The sequence below is a fragment of the Shewanella sp. HL-SH2 genome (assembly GCF_051164935.1).
Classification (GTDB): domain Bacteria; phylum Pseudomonadota; class Gammaproteobacteria; order Enterobacterales; family Shewanellaceae; genus Shewanella; species Shewanella glacialimarina.
Genome location: NZ_CP195035.1, coordinates 815,934 through 833,072, shown reverse-complemented (window position 1 = coordinate 833,072; position 17,139 = coordinate 815,934). Strand labels below are relative to the sequence as shown.

Here is a 17,139-nt window from a genome sequence, read left to right as displayed (position 1 = left end):
GGCCTGATAACCGAGACATTAGCTGTTGGCTAAATAGTCACTGATCTCATCAAGAAACTCACCACCGAAGCGGTCTAGTTTAATTTGGCCTACGCCGTTTACAGCCAGCATTTCACCCGGACTTGTGGGTAACATGGCAGACATTTCAGCTAGCGTTGCATCATTAAACACTAAATAAGGTGGTATATCGTGTTGTTCAGCAAGTTCGCGCCGTAATAGTTTTAAGCGTGCAAACAGCTTACGATCATATTGCTGCACTGAGCGAGTATTAGGCTTACGTTTCACATCGAGTAACTGGATCCGCGGCTCAGCTAACATCAGCGCCATTTCAGCTTTTAAAATCGGTCGGGCGGCGGGGTTTAAGCGAATACTGGAGCCTCGGGTAATATCTTGACTCGCTAGGCCAAGATGGATCAATTGCCTAAGTACACTTAACCAATGTTCGGCGGACTTATCTGCACCAATTCCCCAGGTTGTCAGCTTGTCGTGACCCCTATCCATCACATTGGCAGCTTTAGAACCTCTTAGCACATCAATAATATGATGCATGCCAAAGCGTTGTTGTAATCGAAATACACAGGAAAGCACTTTTTGCGCATCTTCTGTACCGTTGTATCGTTTAGGGGGGTCAAGACAAATATCACAGTTACCACAGGGTTCAGAGGCACTCTCATCAAAATAATGCAGTAGTACCTGACGACGGCAAGTTTGCGCTTCAGCAAACGCGGCCATGGTATGTAACTTATGAAACTCAACCTGTTGTTGCGGACCAGGTTCAGATTGTTCAATCAAGTGTCTAACCCTGCCGATATCGGCGGGGTCAAATAACATATAGGCTTCGGCTTCTAACCCATCTCGACCGGCACGGCCTGTTTCTTGGTAGTAGGATTCAATACTTTTAGGAATATCGTAATGCACCACAAACCGCACATTCGATTTATTGATCCCCATACCAAATGCCACTGTCGCAACGACTATGTCGACTTGGTCTTTTAAAAATTTATCCTGTATATCCGCTCTGTGATCCTGACTCATGCCCGCATGGTAACCTTGCGCGTTAAAACCTTGTAAACGTAAGCGCTCAGACACTTCATCAACGCGGCGTCGACTGCTGCAATAAATAATCCCACTGGCGCCATTTTGAACTTGGAGGTATTGGCGTAATTGATTCGCTGCATTGAGTTTTTCCGCTACGGTATAGCGAATGTTTGGACGATCAAAACTGGCTAATAGAGTATAGGGCTGAATATGCAAACGCTCACAAATACTCTGACGGGTAGCATGGTCTGCTGTGGCCGTTAATGCCATTAATGGAATGTGGGGGAAATGCTGTTTAAGCGCACCTAATGCGGCATATTCAGGTCGAAAATCATGACCCCATTGACTAATACAATGCGCTTCATCAACGGCAAATAATGAAATGGTAAGCTCATGCATGCGCTCAATAAAGTCCGGTCTTAATAACCGTTCAGGAGACACGTAAAGCAGTTTTATTTCGCCCTGGTGCAACTGACGCAAAATTGCGGCGCTTTGCTCCCGTGGTAAGGATGAATTTAAATACGCCGCATAAACCCCACTTTGCCTTAAGCTATCGACTTGATCTTTCATCAAGGATATTAACGGTGACACCACAATAGTTAACCCAGGCATAACGAGTGCTGGTAACTGGTAGCACATACTTTTACCACCACCGGTTGGCATTATCACCAAGGTATCGTTGCCGGATAAAGCTTGCTCAATAACCTCACGCTGCCCATCGCGAAAATCGCGATAACCAAAGACTTGCTGCAATTGAGCAGCTAATAAATCAGCATGAGTAGATTGAACGGGTTGTGATGTCATTAGCGGAAAATGGTTTATCCATAATTAGTTGAACGGAACAAAATGAGTCGACTATTCTAAAGCACCCATGCACAGATGTCTTGGCTTAAACCACATTCACCTCTATCAAATGATTAGAATTAGCGCTAGATTAAATACTCTACGTTTAATAGAAAGCAAGGACGAACATGACAACACCCATTCAAGCTCAAGTGTTACAGCAGGTTGCAGAGATTTTCGATAAGCATGTCCCGTTTCATAATCTATTAGGATTAGACATCATACGTTACGATATTCAGGGCGTAGAAGTGGCCATTAAGATGAAACCTGAATTAATTGGCAATATTCATCAAAACATTCTTCATGGCGGAGTAACAGCAACAATACTGGACGTTGTGGGTGGCTTGACGGTGTTTGCAGGGTTAGTTGGCAGTCGAGATAATTGGCAAATTGAAGAATTACAACAACGCCTCACCACCTTAGGTACCATTGATATGCGCATTGATTATCTTCGCCCAGGTAGAGGTCAGGTTTTCACTGGCACAGGCAGTGTTATTCGCTCAGGTAATCGGGTGTCAGTTTGTCGTATGGAATTACATAACGAGGAAGGCACTCATATTGCCTTCGGCACGGGCACCTATATGGTGGGTTAGTTTTGAGGCAGAATCTTTACAGCAGCAATCTAATAAGATAAATAAGTTTACTTGAGTCGGGCGACTATCAGGCCTACAATCTCCCGCTCATTTACCTGACAATTCCTGTGAACTTATGCCTGATTTAGAATACCGCAAAGGCGTTATACTTGCTGTGTGCGCCTACGCTATGTGGGGAATTGCTCCGCTTTACTTCAAATTACTTATCCAAGTGTCTCCGCTTGAAATCTTGATGCACCGAGTAATTTGGTCATTTGTATTTATGATCCTATTAATGCAATTTATCGGTGGATTTGGACGTTTACGCTTAGTGCTTAAACAACCTAAACAAGTTGCGGTATTAGTTTTCACCTCGATATTAATCGCCGCCAATTGGTTAATCTTTATTTGGGCCATCAATAATGACCGCATGCTAGATGCCAGTTTAGGTTACTTCATTAACCCATTATTTAATGTATTTTTAGCCATGTTATTTCTTGGGGAAAGATTACGTAAATTGCAGTGGGTTGCTGTGAGCCTAGCCTTCATTGGGGTGTTACTACAGTTAATTTCGTTTGGATCTATTCCACTTATATCGCTTGCATTAGCAGCCAGTTTTGGTTTCTATGGCTTACTGCGTAAAAAGGTCAATATCGATGCAAAAACCGGCTTATTAGTTGAAACAGCATTGCTGTTACCCATCGCTTTAGGTTACTTATTGGTGACGCTAGATTCATCTGCTACCAGTATGCTAGTTAACAACCTTAGTTTGAATCTCACCTTAATTGCAGCAGGTATTGTCACCACTATTCCATTACTTTGCTTTGCGGGAGCCGCGGTACGTATCCCATTTTCAATTCTAGGCTTCTTTCAATATATAGGCCCCAGTATTATGTTCATTTTGGCTATCAAGCTGTTTAATGAACCTTTTGATATGGAAAAAGGCCTAACGTTTGGATTTATTTGGTTAGCGCTTGTGGTATTTGTCGGTGACATGTTGGCACAACGTCAAAAACGCATTAATACAGCCAAGGTATAATTAACCTCATCAAGTCCCCACAAGCACTCATTTAATGGGTTAGTTGAGTATGGAGCAAAGCCAGTGCAGTATCTGGCTGCTCCACGCTAATCATGATCACATAATCTTTATCGATAATCGGCACTATTACCACTTTTTGTGTGCCATTTTCCGCCGCAACAACTGACAGTAAGGCCTTATTGCCATTTTGTAATTTAAACCAGCCTAAAGCGTAACCAGGCAATCCTAATCCATTGATACGCCATTTAGGCTGCAATTGGGTTTGAATCGCTAAATCAGCGATGTACGAAGCCTGCCAATCAATGTCACTCGCGGTAAAATCTTGGCTATATAACGGTAAATTAAGTGATACGCCCGTATCATCCCATTTTAGCTCACTGTTATATGACTGATATAAGGTTAATACAAATACCCCAAACACAGCCAATAAGATCCCCATAGAGGCATACTTAGCATTTTTAGGTATAGGTTTACGCAATACTATAACGGCAATAACAAGCAGTCCTGCTAACAAACCTATCAGGCTATATAGCGCTGACGGCCCTAAAGCACTAAGAGAAATAATGTGCATAAACGTATTCCACTAGATAAAAAGATAATAATAAATTTAATCTGCCAGCAATGACATATTATGTCAATTTAATAAATGGCAGGCATAAAAAATGCCGGACAGACCGGCATATTTAACGAGACAACTAGGTTATTTGATTATAAATCCAGTGCCAATATTTTTGAGCGACGTTGATAGTTATACAACTGCTTTTTCTTACCGGGTAATGCTTCTACTTCTACAATGTTGAAGCCATGCTCTAAAAACCAGTGAATACTGCGCGTTGTTAAGGCAAATAGGCGTGAATAACCACGAACACGCGCTTGACCAATAATGTTGTTTAACAACACGCTGCCTCGGTCTGCATCTCGGTAGTCAGGATGAACAACTAAACAGGCAAACTCACCGGCATTGTCTTCTTCAAATGGATATAACGCGGCACAACCAATGACTAAGTTATCGCGTTCGATCAGCATAAATTGCTCGATTTCCATCTCTAACTGTTCACGTGAGCGACGCACTAAAATACCTTGCTCTTCTAATGGACGAATAAGATTCAATACTCCACCAATATCGCCAATAGTTGCGCGGCGTAAGCGCTCTGCGCTTTCTGTGACAATTTGGGTACCAATCCCTTCGCGGGAGAACAGTTCTTGAAGTAAGGCACCATCATCTAAATAACTGACTAAATGACAACGTGGTACACCATTACGACAAGCATCAATACTGGCTTTAACAAACGCTGTAATGCCGGTACAAGCTGAACCATTTTGTTCCATTTTGGCTAAATGCTCTATGGCTTGATTTGGCATCAGTTCAGCAATCGCATTGCCATTTTCATCAGACAGGCCATTGGTTTCACTAAAACCAATAATTTTATCCGCTTTTAGTTTTACAGCAACCTGGGTTGCCACTTCTTCTGCGGTTAAATTAAAGCTTTCGCCCGTAACAGAAGCCGCTATTGGTCCCATTAAAATTATACAATTATTTTCTAACTGACGTTTTAAGCCTTGAGTGTCGATACGGCGAACTTTGCCGCTTAAACAAAAATCAACACCATCGTCGACCCCTAAAGGCTGAGCAATCACAAAATTACCGCAGACTAAGTTGATTTGTGCATTTTGCATTGGCGTATTGCCAAGGCTCATGGATAAGCGCGCAGTAATATCAAACTGAACGGCTCCGGCAACTTGTTTGATTACCTTTAAGGTATCTTCATCTGTAATACGCACACCATTATGGTAAGCAGGCTCAATCCCCGCGGCCTGAAGGCCCGCATCTATTTGCGGCCTTGCACCATAAACAAGAACAATTTTAATCCCGAGAGAATGTAATAGCGCCACATCATTCAAAATGCCGCGAAAGTGATTATTCGCTAGCGCTTCCCCGCCTAACATGACCACAAACGTTTTACCGCGGTGGGCGTTAACATAAGGAGCAGAATGACGAAATCCATCAACCAGTTCTGTAGTTCTCACAGGCAAATTCACCTCATTAAATAATTAAGTTTCTGTATTGTGATGTAGGACACCCCTAAGACATCACACTTTATGCAATCCTATTGCATTTTAATTCACTAGAACAGCATTTATTATCACTTAGGGGAAAATAAAAATTCGCTAGCAAGTGTAAAAACTATAGGACAGCGATTTAGTTAAAGTCTTTAAGCCATTAGTATAGCTTACTTTATTGCAGACATAAAAAAAGCCCCAATAAAGGGGCTTTTTAAAAGAGGCATAAATCAATTACTTGATTTTAGCTTCTTTGTACATAACGTGCTGACGGATAACAGGATCAAATTTCATGATCTCCATTTTCTCAGGCATGTTACGCTTATTTTTTTCAGTAGTGTAGAAGTGACCAGTTTTAGCACTAGAGACTAATTTGATCTTCTCACGATTACCTTTAGATTTAGCCATTTTCTATTATACCTTTTCGCCACGAGCACGAAGTTCTTTAACAACAACTTCAATGCCTCTTTTGTCGATAATACGGATACCTTTAGTGGATACACGTAGTTGCACGAAGCGTTTTTCTTCTTCTAACCAAAAACGGTGGTTTTGTAGGTTAGGTAAAAAACGACGACGAGTCGAATTTTTAGCGTGCGAACGGTTGTTACCAACCATAGGCTTCTTGCCAGTTACTTGGCATACTCTTGACATGTCAATCTTCTCCAAAACAAATTTTTAACGCTCGAGCATTAATGTGCCTCGTATGGCCGTCGCCCGAGGCACAAAGAGGGCGCATTTTATACACGATTAGCTACATAAGATCAAGTAGTGATTAACACATCCATCCTCGCTCAGCGAAGGATACTATCTCTTTATCACCCACAACCATATGATCTAACAAAGAAACATCGATAGTTTCTAATGCAATTTTTATTCGCTCAGTTATTCGCCGATCAGCTTGGCTGGGCTCTGCAATGCCTGATGGATGGTTGTGGCATACTATTACAGCCGCGGCGTTTTTTTCCAGCACTAAACTAACCACCTCACGGGGGTAAACCGAGGCTGAATTAATAGTTCCGCGGAATAATTCTACAAATTGAATGACTCTATGTTGGTTATCCAACAATAGCAAGGCGAACACTTCATAGGATCGGTCCGCTAATTGTCTCATTAAATAGTCCCGAGTTAAATCAGGATTTGTCAAAATTTGGCCTTTTTGTAGATTTTCTCGTGCAATTCGCTTAGAAATCTCCGCTGCGGCCTGTAATTGAGCATATTTTACCGGTCCAATACCGGCAACTTTACAAATTTGCTGCTTGGGCGCTGAAAATAATTTACGCAAACCGCCAAATTGCGTAATTAATTGACGTGATAAATCCAGTGCATTTTGTCCCGCCAAACCATTACGTAATATTACTGCTAATAATTCAGCATCCGTTAATTGACCTGCACCATTGAGTAATAGCTTTTCACGCGGTCCTTCGCCTTGCGGCCAATCTTTAATCCCCATAAACATTCCTTGTTTTTAATCGAATAAAATCTGTTCAAATAATTTATTGTCATCACAGTATGGTCGAATATTTTGATAATGGATCTTCACCCACTTTTGATTGCTTTGTGGTATCGTTAGCCGCATTACGATTTGAAGCGAATTTTTACCCATGCTGACAGATAAGAAAGTGTTATTAGGTATTGGCGGTGGCATTGCGGCATATAAAAGTGCCGACCTTATTCGCCGCTTAAAAGAGCGTGGCGCTGATGTGCGAGTTATCATGACTCAAAGCGCGATGGAGTTCATTACTCCTTTAACCATTCAGGCCTTATCAGGTCATCCCGTAGCGGCTGATTTACTTGACCCAGCTGCGGAAGCCGCTATGGGACATATTGAATTAGCGCGCTGGGCTGATGTTGTACTGCTTGCACCTACCACAGCAAACTTACTTGCCCGCATTAATGCTGGCATGGCAGATGATTTACTGACCACGACCTGCTTGGCAACTAGCGCACCGGTGATCATTTGTCCTGCAATGAATCAGCAGATGTATCAAAATATCGCTACACAAGAAAATATCGCTAATTTAGCTAGAAAAGACTTTACCCTTTGGGGACCAGCGTCCGGTAGCCAGGCCTGCGGTGAAGTCGGCCCAGGACGCATGCTTGAGCCATTAACCATAGCAGAGCAATTGGTTCAATTTTTTGCACCAAAGCTGCTCGCGGGTAAAAAATTGCTATTAACAGCAGGTCCCACCCGTGAAGCCATTGATCCTGTAAGATATATTTCCAACCATAGCTCGGGAAAAATGGGCTTTGCTTTAGCACAAGCAGCGACAGAAATGGGTGCTGAAGTCACACTTGTTAGTGGTCCAGTTAATTTGGCTACCCCAGCCAATGTCAGCCGTATCGATATAGAATCAGCGGAGCAAATGCTAGCTGCGGTTATGGCAAATATTAGCCAGCAAGATATTTTTATTGGTTGTGCCGCTGTGGCGGATTACCGAATTGCAGACATCGCAACTGAAAAAATGAAAAAGTCGGCAGATAAAATGCAACTGTCTATGGTGCAAAACCCAGATATACTCGCCAATGTTGCAGCGTTAGCCAATAAACCCTTTACCGTTGGATTTGCGGCAGAAACTAATAATATTGAACAATATGCCCGCGGTAAACTTGAGCGTAAAAAGTTAGATATGATTGCCGCTAATGATGTGTCTATTCAAGGCCTAGGCTTTAATGCCGATAATAATGCACTACAGGTATTTTGGCATGATGGGCAACATTCATTACCCGCAACAGATAAACTCTCGTTAGCGCGCCAACTGCTGACTTTAATCAATCAACAATTACCGACAACATGAAAACACCTATTGAACTAAAAATTTTAGATTCACGTATTGGTAGTGAGTTCCCACTGCCCGCCTATACCACACCTGGCAGCGCTGGTATGGACTTACGTGCGATGATAGACACCACGATGGAAATTGCCGCGGGTGAAACCGTATTAATTCCAACAGGTATAGCAATTCATGTTGCTGACCCAAGCCTTGCTGCAATCATATTGCCACGCTCGGGATTAGGTCACAAACACGGCATTGTATTAGGTAATTTAGTCGGTTTAATTGATTCTGATTACCAAGGTCCATTAATGGTGTCTTGTTGGAATCGAGGCTCGGCATCTTTTACGATAGAAATCGGCGATCGTTTAGCACAACTGGTATTTGTACCTATAGTACAGGCGCAATTTACACTAGTAGATGAATTTAATCACTCGGATCGTGGTGAAGGTGGATTTGGTCATTCTGGCACCAAATAACCCAACTTGCAGTCACTGAGTCAAGGAACATAAGAATGGCGGAAAGCCCTAAAATCAATCGTCGTGAACACATTTTACAATGTTTAGCTCAAATGTTAGAAACCAGCCCAGGTCAACGCATAACCACAGCCAAACTCGCTGCCGAAGTCGGCGTGTCAGAAGCGGCACTTTATCGCCACTTTCCAAGTAAGGCACGCATGTTTGAAGGGTTAATTGAATTTATCGAAGATGCGCTTTTATCTCGCTTAAACATCATAATGGATGAAGAGAAAGACACTATGAAACGCTGCCAATTAGTATTGCACCTTTTATTGGTATTTTCTGAGCGTAATCCAGGTATTTCACGTGTGCTAAATGGAGATGCATTACTAGGTGAGAACGAGCGTCTACGCAGCAGAATAAGCGTGCTTTTTGCTAAAATAGAAACTCAAATTAAACAAATTCTGCGTGAAAAAACAGTCCGTGAAGGTCGTGGATTTAATTTGGATGAAGCCGTTTTAGCCAATCTGCTACTAGCCTTTGCTGAAGGACGAATTTCGCAATTTGTTCGCAGTGAGTTTAAGCAAAAACCAACACTGCACTTTGACGAACAATGGACGTTTATTCAGCAACAGCTATTAAGAAGTTAACCCTAACAACCAAAGTGCAACGTGTAACGTGCTGATTAAAGGGTCTTTACCTAATTAAAAAACAGCTATAGAATTAGGTCAATCTGATTATTAAAGTAAGATATATCTCAATAACTTACGGGACTAGTGTTACTCAAGGATGAATATGAAAAACCATTATTTTTTTCTACTTTTATTAATTTTTACTTCACCTTTTGCTTTAAGTAATAATTCTGCCGAATTATTCAGCAAAGGGAGCCAATATAGCAATGTCAAAATATCTCCAACTGGAGATTACCTAAGCGCCATTACAAGTTTTGAAGGTAAAAATGTGCTGGTTGTCATGGCGTCAGACTCAAAAAAATTACTCAATACCGTCCATTTTGGTGAGAATGCACAAGTGGGCGATTACCAATGGGTGAATAATGAGCGCATTGTATTAGCCAAAGAATACTTAAAAGGCTGGCAAGATCATCCTATCTACTATGGTGAACTTTTTGCCATCAATGCCGATGGCTCAAAAAGCATGTATTTGTTTGGCCACAATAGCGGACAAATGCAAACAGGTTCCCATATCAAAAAGAACACCTCTATCGAAGCGACTGCATACATTCTTGATCCGATGACACATGATAATAAATACATGCTCGTCAATGCGGTGCCGTGGGCAGGTATGTCTTCAGGCGGGTTTATATCTTTAGATGAATTTACTGAAACAAAACAGGTTGTTTATCGTGTTAATGTTTATACTGGCAGTCGAAAAAAACTGACATTGGCCCCCATAGGCGGTTCGCGATTTCTAACCAACCTCAAAGGTGAAGTGAAATTTGTTTCAGGCGAAGATAAAAATAACGAAACAAAATTATTCTACAGAAATGATGGCGATTGGATTGACAGCAGTAAGTTAAACATTAATTTGTCCGAGTTTTCCCCTGTTTCATTTGCAGAAAATGATACCTCGATTTATGCCGTTGGCAGAAACGGTACTGAAACTATGGGGGTTTATAAAATTAATCTTGAAACGGGCGAGCTGCAAAAAATCATTCAAGATGAAAAAGTCGATCCAAGTCATTTTTGGAAAAACAACTCAACCCAAAAGCTTTATGCTGTTGAGTTTGAAAATGGCTATCCAACATATGCTTTTGTTGATCAAGATGATTCACACAGTAAATTATTAAAACAGCTTATAGCCTCGCTACCAGGACACCAAGTACATATCGTCAGTGAAACAGAGGATGGTAAGAAATTTATAATTAAAGCATTTAATGATCGTAATCCGGGTGATTTTTATCTATTTGATGCTGAAAAATTAAAACTCGAGTATTTAGTCTCAAACAAATCTTGGCTTGATCCAGACTTAATGGCTGAAGTAAAACCTATCACTTTTACTAATAGAAATGGCCAAACGATTAATGGCTATTTAACAGTACCAAATGGCAAACAAACGAAAGACTTACCATTAGTGGTTAATCCACACGGTGGACCGCATGGTGTACGTGACTGGTGGGGGTTCGATCCTCAAAACCAAATGTTAGCACACGAAGGAATGGCCGTACTGCAAATCAACTTTAGAGGTTCAGGTGGTTATGGGCTTGCTTTTGAAGAAGCTGGTTACCAGCAATGGGGCTCAAACACTCAATATGACATCATTGATGGTACAAAGTATCTTATTGAACAAGGTATGGCAGATAAAAACAGAATTTGTATTGTAGGCGGCAGCTTTGGTGGCTATAGCGCATTGCAAAGTTCTATACTCGCACCCGATTTATTCAAGTGTGCAATAGGTTTTGCTGGGATATATGATCTCGAATTGATGTTTAACGAAGGGGATATTGCCAACTCTCGCTCCGGCACTAGCTTTCTTAAACAAGTACTAGGACAGAATCCGTCGGCGCTAAAAGCCATGTCGCCATCAGCTAACGTCGATAAATTAAAAGCAAAACTGATGTTAGTTCATGGCGGTGAAGATAAACGAGCGCCGATAGAACAACTTGAATCACTTGAAAGAAGCTTGAAGGCCATAAATTATCCATACGAAAAGCTAGTCATGGACGACGAAGGCCATGGTTTTTATAATGATAGTCACCGTGCAAAATACTACCAAAAAATGCTTAAGTTCCTAAAAGATAACCTAGATATTTAGCCTCTTTTTCAAAAAAGTTTCTCATCAAAAGCCGATACCTGACTAAAAGGGTCGGCTTTTTTATGCCAGCAATATTAATTTAGTCCAAACCACGTTATCATCCCTATCCAGCTGCAGTGAGCAGCTCCCTCATTTTTAACGTACACTTTAGTGGTACTTGTTGTAGGAGAATATGATGGCACTATCTGAAACAGCCAAGAAAGTTCAAGCCGCATTAGCTGATAGAGGGCTTGAAACCCCTATGCTGCCACAAACCTCTACACCTGAAGAACGTAAAGTTAAAATTGAGCATCACATGCGTGAAATTCTGACCTTGATGTCGTTAGATTTGACAGATGACAGCCTGGCCGATACGCCACGTCGAATTGCAAAAATGTATGTCGATGAGATTTTTTCAGGCCTTGATTACGAGAATTTCCCTAAAATCACCGTCATTGAAAACAAAATGGGCGTTGATGAAATGGTGCGGGTGCAAGACATCAGTTTAACCAGCACCTGTGAGCACCACTTAGTCACCATAGATGGCTTTGCTACCGTTGCTTACTTACCACGCACCAAGATTATCGGCTTGTCAAAAATTAATCGTATAGTGCGATTTTTTTCCCAGAGACCACAGGTACAAGAGCGTTTAACCCAACAAGTGTTAGTGGCATTACAAACCTTGCTTGAAACCAAAGATGTTGCGGTAAAAGTCGATGCGGTGCATTACTGCGTTAAATCCCGTGGTGTAATGGATTCAACAAGTTCAACCACCACCACAGCATTAGGGGGTATTTTCAAGTCAAATCCGGCTACCCGTGCTGAGTTTTTGCATCAAGTTAAATAGCCACAACAATTACCGATTGTGATAAATATTCCAATAAAAAAGCTGCAGCAATATGACTATTGCGCAGCTTTTTTATGCTTAAACTGAAACTAACTCATCAGTACCAATTAAATCCCGTACTGCTGACGATAGGCGCTCACCGAAGCTAGCTCGGTTTCCATGCCCGACTTTTCAGACAAATAACTGATTAAATCGGCTAATTTAATAATCGATACAATCTGACAACCAAAATCGCGTTCAACTTCTTGAATCGCCGACAGCTCGCCCTTACCTTTTTCTTGACGATCTAGTGCAATCAACACACCAGCAAGTTGGGCATTGTGGGCATTAATAATTTCCATAGACTCACGAATAGCGGTGCCAGCGGTGATCACATCATCAACCAGCATCACCTTACCTCTAAGCTCACTGCCAACCAGGCTGCCACCTTCACCGTGAGTTTTTGCTTCTTTACGGTTAAAACAATAAGGAATATCCACATCATGATGATCACAAAGGGCGACTGCTGTAGTTGTTGCAATAGGAATGCCTTTATAAGCCGGGCCAAACAACAAATCAAATTCAATAGCAGAATCAATTAATGCAGCGGCGTAAAAACGTCCCAAACGGGCTAAATCCTTGCCTGTATTAAACAATCCAGCATTGAAAAAGTACGGGCTAGTACGGCCAGATTTTAAGGTGAACTCACCAAAGCGTAATACTTGGCGTTCTAAGGCAAATTCAATAAACTCACGTTGATAAGCTTTCACTTTCATTCCTCTACAATCAAATTTTAGATTAAAAAAAGGACCACCAAAGGTCCTAATTTTTCAACAGCATATTAACTTAATGCCGCTTTCTGTACATCGACAATTTCACGAATACTGTTTTTAGCTAAGCCAAGCAATTCTAGTAACTCTTCGTGGCTAAATGGCTCACCTTCTGCAGTACCTTGAATTTCAATAATTTTGCCCGTTTCAGTCATCACAACATTCATGTCGGTTTCAGCAGCACTGTCTTCAATGTATTCTAAATCACTGATCGCTTCGCCTTTATAAATACCGACACTGACTGCTGCAATTAAAAACTTAAGCGGGTTAGCTTTAATAATGCCTTTACCACGCGCCCAGTTAAGCGCATCAACCAATGCCACACAAGCACCTGTAATAGCAGCAGTACGCGTGCCACCATCAGCTTGAATCACATCACAATCGATAACGAGAGTATTTTCGCCTAACAGCTTCATATCAACTGCAGCACGTAATGAACGACCGATTAAGCGTTGAATTTCTTGTGTACGACCAGACTGCTTACCACGAGCCGCTTCACGGTCCATACGGCTATGGGTCGAACGCGGTAACATACCGTATTCAGCCGTTACCCAACCTTGTCCTTGGCCTTTCAAAAAGCGCGGTACACCTTCAGTAAAGCTAGCGGTACAAAGTACTTTAGTATCACCAAACTCAACCAATACCGAACCTTCCGCATGGGCAGTAAAGTTACGGGTAATAGTAATAGGGCGAGTTTGAGCGGGTGTACGATTGCTTGGGCGCATGAAAAGTCCTGTAGTCGAATTCGTATTTAATTTGGGACAATATTATAGTCGCATAAGCTTACATATGCCATGTAAAGGCGACATTGTGTGAACGAATCCTTTAACCCCTTGTGATAAAACCGCTATAATCGAAAATCAATTTGGTTAATATCATATAGGACACTTCATGATCCAAAGCATGACAGCCTACGCTCGTATCGAGCATAAAGCAGACTGGGGCACAGCCTCATGGGAAATTCGTTCAGTCAATCAGCGTTATTTAGAAACCTACCTACGCTTGCCAGAACAATTCCGTAGCTTTGAGCCCGTGCTACGTGATCGCCTGCGTAAACGTTTAAATCGCGGTAAAGTGGAAGTAAACCTACGTTATGAACTAGCCGACAACAGCACAAACGAATTGCAGTTAAATCAAGATTTAGCCAAACAATTACTTAATGCAGCCAATTGGCTAAAACAAGAAGCCGGACAAGGCGAACTAAGCCTTACCGACGTGCTACGCTGGCCTGGCGTGTTAGCTTCAGCAGAGCAAGATATGGACAGCATAGGCAGCGAACTGATGACCGCCTTTGACAGCGCCATCGACCAATTCATTGAAGCCCGCGGCCGTGAAGGTTCAGCGATAAAAGATATGCTACTAAGTCGTTTAGACGGCGTGACCGAGCAAATCAAAGTGGTCCGCGACCACATGCCTACTGTTATGCTGTATCAGCGTGAAAAACTGACTAATCGCTTAGCCGAAATTCAAGGTGAATTAGACCCGGCACGAATTGAGCAAGAAATGGTATTACTGGCTCAGAAGCAAGATGTGGCTGAAGAGATGGATCGCCTTGAAGCGCATGTGACCGAAGCCCGCAGAATCCTTAAAAAAGGCGGCAGCGAAGGCCGTCGTTTAGACTTTATGATGCAAGAGTTTAACCGTGAATCAAATACTTTAGCCTCAAAATCAATTAGCGCAGAAATCACTTCTGCAGCAGTAGAGCTTAAAGTTTTGATAGAGCAAATGCGCGAGCAGATCCAAAATGTTGAGTAATGTTCTAGCGGTCATGCTAGAACACTAAAAACCCTATAAAGCCTCAATTTTTGAGGCTTTTTTGTTTTCACCCGTTTCTGTTTGTTCGCAGTTGTTGTAGTATTTGTGGTGGGCAATACGGTGGGCAACTACCACAAACAAAAACATCGATGGTGGGCAAGGAAGGTAATGGCAACAATAACAGCAAAGCAAATACAGACTTTCGCCAATGGTGAACCCAAAAGGCACCCTATTGGTGGCGGTCTCTACTTCGTCGTAAGAAACAATGCCACTCCTTATTGGATGCTGCGCTATACCTCCAATGGCAAGCGTAAAGAAATCACTTTGGGGCAATTCCCTTACCTTTCACTAGCCGATGCTAAAGCGGAAGCCGCCATTCAAAAGCGGGATATAAACGCTGGCTCAGATCCCCTTATTGTTCGCCAACGCATCAAAGAACAATCCATAAAAGTGGTTGATGATTTATTTAATGACTGGTACGAGTCGGACTTAGTTAAGCGGCTTAAGCACCCACATATTCCACAGCGGGTATACCGTAATGATATCAAGCCCGCCATCGGAGAAATTCCAATAGATCAAGTGAATGCCAGGGACATTAGGGCTATCGTTCAGAAAATTGCTCAAGAAAGGCCGACAACCGCCAATGATGCGTTAATGTACTTGAAGCAGTTATTCAGGCATGGCATCAAGTTAGATCTATTAGGAAACAATCCTGCCAGTGCATTTACTGTTTCTGACGCTGGCGGCGTTGAACTCAGCAAAGACAGAGCCTTGACCTTCCCTGAGATAGAACAAGCGTTCAAGCTATTCAAAGCCAACGCTATGAGCTTCACCCGTGATAACTATTTAGCCTGCGCCATGCTGGTCACTTTGGGCCTTCGTAAGAGTGAGCTATGCTGCGCCATGTGGAATGAGTTTGAGTTAGATAAGGCCCTTTGGCACTTACCAGAAGGCAGAAGCAAGACAGGTGCACCTATTACCATTCCACTCCCTCGCCAGGCTATGGAATGGCTGAATGAGCTTAAAATCAGATCTTGTGGCTCTGCCTATGTCTTTCCAGCTCGCCGAACCTCAAGCAAGCCACACATGGGCAATGACACGCTTAACAGAGCTATTTCTAAGCTGTTTGGTCGTGAGCCAGGACGTAAGGTGCAACCACCAAACCTTATGGGGGATATGCTGCTTTTTACCCCACATGATTTGAGAAGAACTTTCAGGACACTGGCTGCATCCCAAGGTGTGCCAGGTCATGTTGCCGAACGCTGTTTAAACCATAAACTCAAAGGTGTAGAAGGCATTTACGACCGCCACGATTACCTAGAAGAACGCAAGGAAGCTCACGCTAAAGTGGCTGATTTACTCGAACCCATTATCAATGGAACCATAAATGGCAAAGATAATCTGTAGAACGCAATTACCTAAATGGTTCAAATCAAGTAGATATACGGATATTAAAAAGTCCAATATTCACCAAATAAATTGCGAATTATCAGCAAGGCATTCTGTGTGGTTAGGGCTTTACGGAGATCCACATGAAGACTTAAAGGATCACTTTACTGAAGTATGTTCAGAACTATTCACGGATAGAGTCATTCCTATCAATAGCCAGACATTGTCGATTTATAGTGAAGACTACAATGTATCCCCAGTTTTAAATAGGGATGTTATTGCTTTAGCTGAACAAGCAAAATTTCAAATTTCTGGTCAGAATCAAGAATGCCATATAGATAAACTTGATATTTTCTCTTATAAGTATAGCCACTGCGACAAAGATAGAGGAAACACTCTGATATCAATCAATCTTTCACACAGCTCTGATGACGAAATAGTACGAGAATTGAAGAGATTACTTCCAGAAATCCGCAGTGCATTAGCAATTGACAATCCTAATCGCTACAACACTTATGAAAAACACGACAATCTATTCAACTGTGGCGTATTCGAATATTTAGACCTTACGATGTGGGCCAAGTTGAACGAGCATGACATTAGACCTGATTTTTTGTCTAAAATTATTTCTAATGGCAAATTCACGGCTAAAGAAATCGGAGGAAAAGTTAAGCGAAACTCTCAAAATGTAATGAGTTTTGAATACTTAGAACAACTTAGCGTTGATATCAAAAACAATAAATTCAAATAACCCAACTTTAGCTCACTTGAAGTTGAGCACTACAACACCGTCATACCCAATAAAA

General features: G+C 42.0%; 18 protein-coding genes. 10 read left to right on the top strand and 8 right to left on the bottom strand.

Features of this window, described 5'->3' with window-relative positions; translation table 11 throughout:
- Window positions 1-18 precede the first annotated feature (18 nt).
- The gene (gene recQ, locus ACRWP9_RS03610) at window positions 19-1,842 is read right to left on the bottom strand and encodes a DNA helicase RecQ (RefSeq protein WP_434927892.1); all 1,824 of its coding nucleotides are present in this window, start codon (window positions 1,840-1,842) and stop codon (window positions 19-21) included.
- Window positions 1,843-2,009: 167 nt separating this feature from the next.
- On the opposite strand from recQ, the gene ACRWP9_RS03605 reads away from it, so the two are divergent.
- Window positions 2,010-2,474, top strand: coding sequence for a thioesterase family protein (locus ACRWP9_RS03605; RefSeq protein ID WP_434927891.1), 465 nt, complete (start codon window positions 2,010-2,012; stop codon window positions 2,472-2,474).
- A 115-nt stretch (window positions 2,475-2,589) separates the two neighbouring features.
- Window positions 2,590-3,492, top strand: a complete 903-nt coding sequence (gene rarD / locus ACRWP9_RS03600; protein ID WP_434927890.1) for an EamA family transporter RarD — start codon at window positions 2,590-2,592, stop codon at window positions 3,490-3,492.
- Window positions 3,493-3,523: 31 nt separating this feature from the next.
- Here rarD and ACRWP9_RS03595 read toward each other — a convergent pair whose 3' ends face one another.
- From ACRWP9_RS03595 to radC, 5 genes are all read right to left on the bottom strand, one after another.
- Window positions 3,524-4,063 carry a PH domain-containing protein gene (locus ACRWP9_RS03595; protein ID WP_434927888.1) on the bottom strand — a complete coding sequence of 180 codons (540 nt, stop codon included), beginning with the start codon at window positions 4,061-4,063 and terminating at the stop codon, window positions 3,524-3,526.
- A 137-nt stretch (window positions 4,064-4,200) separates the two neighbouring features.
- Window positions 4,201-5,520, bottom strand: a complete 1,320-nt coding sequence (argA, locus tag ACRWP9_RS03590; protein WP_434927887.1) for an amino-acid N-acetyltransferase — start codon at window positions 5,518-5,520, stop codon at window positions 4,201-4,203.
- A 267-nt stretch (window positions 5,521-5,787) separates the two neighbouring features.
- Complete coding sequence (gene rpmG / locus ACRWP9_RS03585; RefSeq protein WP_226411801.1) at window positions 5,788-5,961, bottom strand: 50S ribosomal protein L33; 174 nt, start codon at window positions 5,959-5,961, stop codon at window positions 5,788-5,790.
- Window positions 5,962-5,967: 6 nt separating this feature from the next.
- On the bottom strand, window positions 5,968-6,204 hold the full coding sequence (gene rpmB / locus ACRWP9_RS03580; protein WP_235086910.1) for a 50S ribosomal protein L28: 237 nt from the start codon (window positions 6,202-6,204) through the stop codon (window positions 5,968-5,970).
- A 121-nt stretch (window positions 6,205-6,325) separates the two neighbouring features.
- Window positions 6,326-7,003 carry a RadC family protein gene (radC, locus tag ACRWP9_RS03575; RefSeq protein ID WP_434927885.1) on the bottom strand — a complete coding sequence of 226 codons (678 nt, stop codon included), beginning with the start codon at window positions 7,001-7,003 and terminating at the stop codon, window positions 6,326-6,328.
- A 151-nt stretch (window positions 7,004-7,154) separates the two neighbouring features.
- On the opposite strand from radC, the gene coaBC reads away from it, so the two are divergent.
- From coaBC to folE, 5 genes are all read left to right on the top strand, one after another.
- Window positions 7,155-8,348, top strand: coding sequence for a bifunctional phosphopantothenoylcysteine decarboxylase/phosphopantothenate--cysteine ligase CoaBC (gene coaBC, locus ACRWP9_RS03570; protein WP_434927884.1), 1,194 nt, complete (start codon window positions 7,155-7,157; stop codon window positions 8,346-8,348).
- Window positions 8,345-8,803 (top strand): dUTP diphosphatase, encoded by a 459-nt coding sequence (gene dut / locus ACRWP9_RS03565; protein ID WP_434927882.1) that lies wholly within the window; start codon window positions 8,345-8,347, stop codon window positions 8,801-8,803. Before coaBC ends, dut begins: the two co-directional genes overlap by 4 nt.
- A gap of 35 nt (window positions 8,804-8,838) precedes the next feature.
- Entirely contained in the window at window positions 8,839-9,432 is a 594-nt protein-coding gene (gene slmA, locus ACRWP9_RS03560) for a nucleoid occlusion factor SlmA (RefSeq protein ID WP_226411811.1), read from the top strand.
- 145 nt (window positions 9,433-9,577) lie between these two features.
- Window positions 9,578-11,554: an alpha/beta hydrolase family protein gene (locus ACRWP9_RS03555; protein WP_434927880.1), complete on the top strand. Its 1,977-nt coding sequence runs from the start codon at window positions 9,578-9,580 to the stop codon at window positions 11,552-11,554.
- Between the two features lie 175 nt (window positions 11,555-11,729).
- Window positions 11,730-12,380, top strand: coding sequence for a GTP cyclohydrolase I FolE (folE, locus tag ACRWP9_RS03550; protein WP_226411815.1), 651 nt, complete (start codon window positions 11,730-11,732; stop codon window positions 12,378-12,380).
- A gap of 107 nt (window positions 12,381-12,487) precedes the next feature.
- On the opposite strand, the gene pyrE is transcribed toward folE, so the two are convergent.
- Both pyrE and rph read right to left on the bottom strand, forming a co-directional pair.
- Complete coding sequence (pyrE, locus tag ACRWP9_RS03545) at window positions 12,488-13,129, bottom strand: orotate phosphoribosyltransferase (protein ID WP_434927879.1); 642 nt, start codon at window positions 13,127-13,129, stop codon at window positions 12,488-12,490.
- A 71-nt stretch (window positions 13,130-13,200) separates the two neighbouring features.
- On the bottom strand, window positions 13,201-13,914 hold the full coding sequence (gene rph, locus ACRWP9_RS03540) for a ribonuclease PH (RefSeq protein WP_226411819.1): 714 nt from the start codon (window positions 13,912-13,914) through the stop codon (window positions 13,201-13,203).
- 166 nt (window positions 13,915-14,080) lie between these two features.
- Between rph and ACRWP9_RS03535 the strand changes: the two genes are divergently transcribed.
- The 3 genes from ACRWP9_RS03535 to ACRWP9_RS03525 all read left to right on the top strand — a co-directional run bounded on the left by ACRWP9_RS03535 (window position 14,081) and on the right by ACRWP9_RS03525 (window position 17,084).
- Window positions 14,081-14,944: a YicC/YloC family endoribonuclease gene (locus tag ACRWP9_RS03535; protein WP_434927878.1), complete on the top strand. Its 864-nt coding sequence runs from the start codon at window positions 14,081-14,083 to the stop codon at window positions 14,942-14,944.
- 168 nt (window positions 14,945-15,112) lie between these two features.
- Window positions 15,113-16,351, top strand: coding sequence for a tyrosine-type recombinase/integrase (locus ACRWP9_RS03530; protein WP_434927877.1), 1,239 nt, complete (start codon window positions 15,113-15,115; stop codon window positions 16,349-16,351).
- Window positions 16,332-17,084: a DUF6387 family protein gene (locus ACRWP9_RS03525; protein WP_434927875.1), complete on the top strand. Its 753-nt coding sequence runs from the start codon at window positions 16,332-16,334 to the stop codon at window positions 17,082-17,084. The genes ACRWP9_RS03530 and ACRWP9_RS03525 overlap by 20 nt, the downstream gene beginning before the upstream one ends.
- Window positions 17,085-17,139 lie beyond the last annotated feature (55 nt).

What these genes read in the sequence shown, in the direction of transcription:
- recQ (WP_434927892.1), bottom strand. Translation starts at nt 1,842, where the DNA reads ATGACATCACAACCCGTTCAATCTACTCATGCTGATTTATTAGCTGCT.
- ACRWP9_RS03605 (WP_434927891.1), top strand. Translation starts at nt 2,010, where the DNA reads ATGACAACACCCATTCAAGCTCAAGTGTTACAGCAGGTTGCAGAGATT.
- rarD (WP_434927890.1), top strand. Translation starts at nt 2,590, where the DNA reads ATGCCTGATTTAGAATACCGCAAAGGCGTTATACTTGCTGTGTGCGCC.
- ACRWP9_RS03595 (WP_434927888.1), bottom strand. Translation starts at nt 4,063, where the DNA reads ATGCACATTATTTCTCTTAGTGCTTTAGGGCCGTCAGCGCTATATAGC.
- rpmG (WP_226411801.1), bottom strand. Translation starts at nt 5,961, where the DNA reads ATGGCTAAATCTAAAGGTAATCGTGAGAAGATCAAATTAGTCTCTAGT.
- rpmB (WP_235086910.1), bottom strand. Translation starts at nt 6,204, where the DNA reads ATGTCAAGAGTATGCCAAGTAACTGGCAAGAAGCCTATGGTTGGTAAC.
- radC (WP_434927885.1), bottom strand. Translation starts at nt 7,003, where the DNA reads ATGGGGATTAAAGATTGGCCGCAAGGCGAAGGACCGCGTGAAAAGCTA.
- coaBC (WP_434927884.1), top strand. Translation starts at nt 7,155, where the DNA reads ATGCTGACAGATAAGAAAGTGTTATTAGGTATTGGCGGTGGCATTGCG.
- dut (WP_434927882.1), top strand. Translation starts at nt 8,345, where the DNA reads ATGAAAACACCTATTGAACTAAAAATTTTAGATTCACGTATTGGTAGT.
- slmA (WP_226411811.1), top strand. Translation starts at nt 8,839, where the DNA reads ATGGCGGAAAGCCCTAAAATCAATCGTCGTGAACACATTTTACAATGT.
- ACRWP9_RS03555 (WP_434927880.1), top strand. Translation starts at nt 9,578, where the DNA reads ATGAAAAACCATTATTTTTTTCTACTTTTATTAATTTTTACTTCACCT.
- folE (WP_226411815.1), top strand. Translation starts at nt 11,730, where the DNA reads ATGGCACTATCTGAAACAGCCAAGAAAGTTCAAGCCGCATTAGCTGAT.
- rph (WP_226411819.1), bottom strand. Translation starts at nt 13,914, where the DNA reads ATGCGCCCAAGCAATCGTACACCCGCTCAAACTCGCCCTATTACTATT.
- ACRWP9_RS03535 (WP_434927878.1), top strand. Translation starts at nt 14,081, where the DNA reads ATGATCCAAAGCATGACAGCCTACGCTCGTATCGAGCATAAAGCAGAC.
- ACRWP9_RS03530 (WP_434927877.1), top strand. Translation starts at nt 15,113, where the DNA reads ATGGCAACAATAACAGCAAAGCAAATACAGACTTTCGCCAATGGTGAA.
- ACRWP9_RS03525 (WP_434927875.1), top strand. Translation starts at nt 16,332, where the DNA reads ATGGCAAAGATAATCTGTAGAACGCAATTACCTAAATGGTTCAAATCA.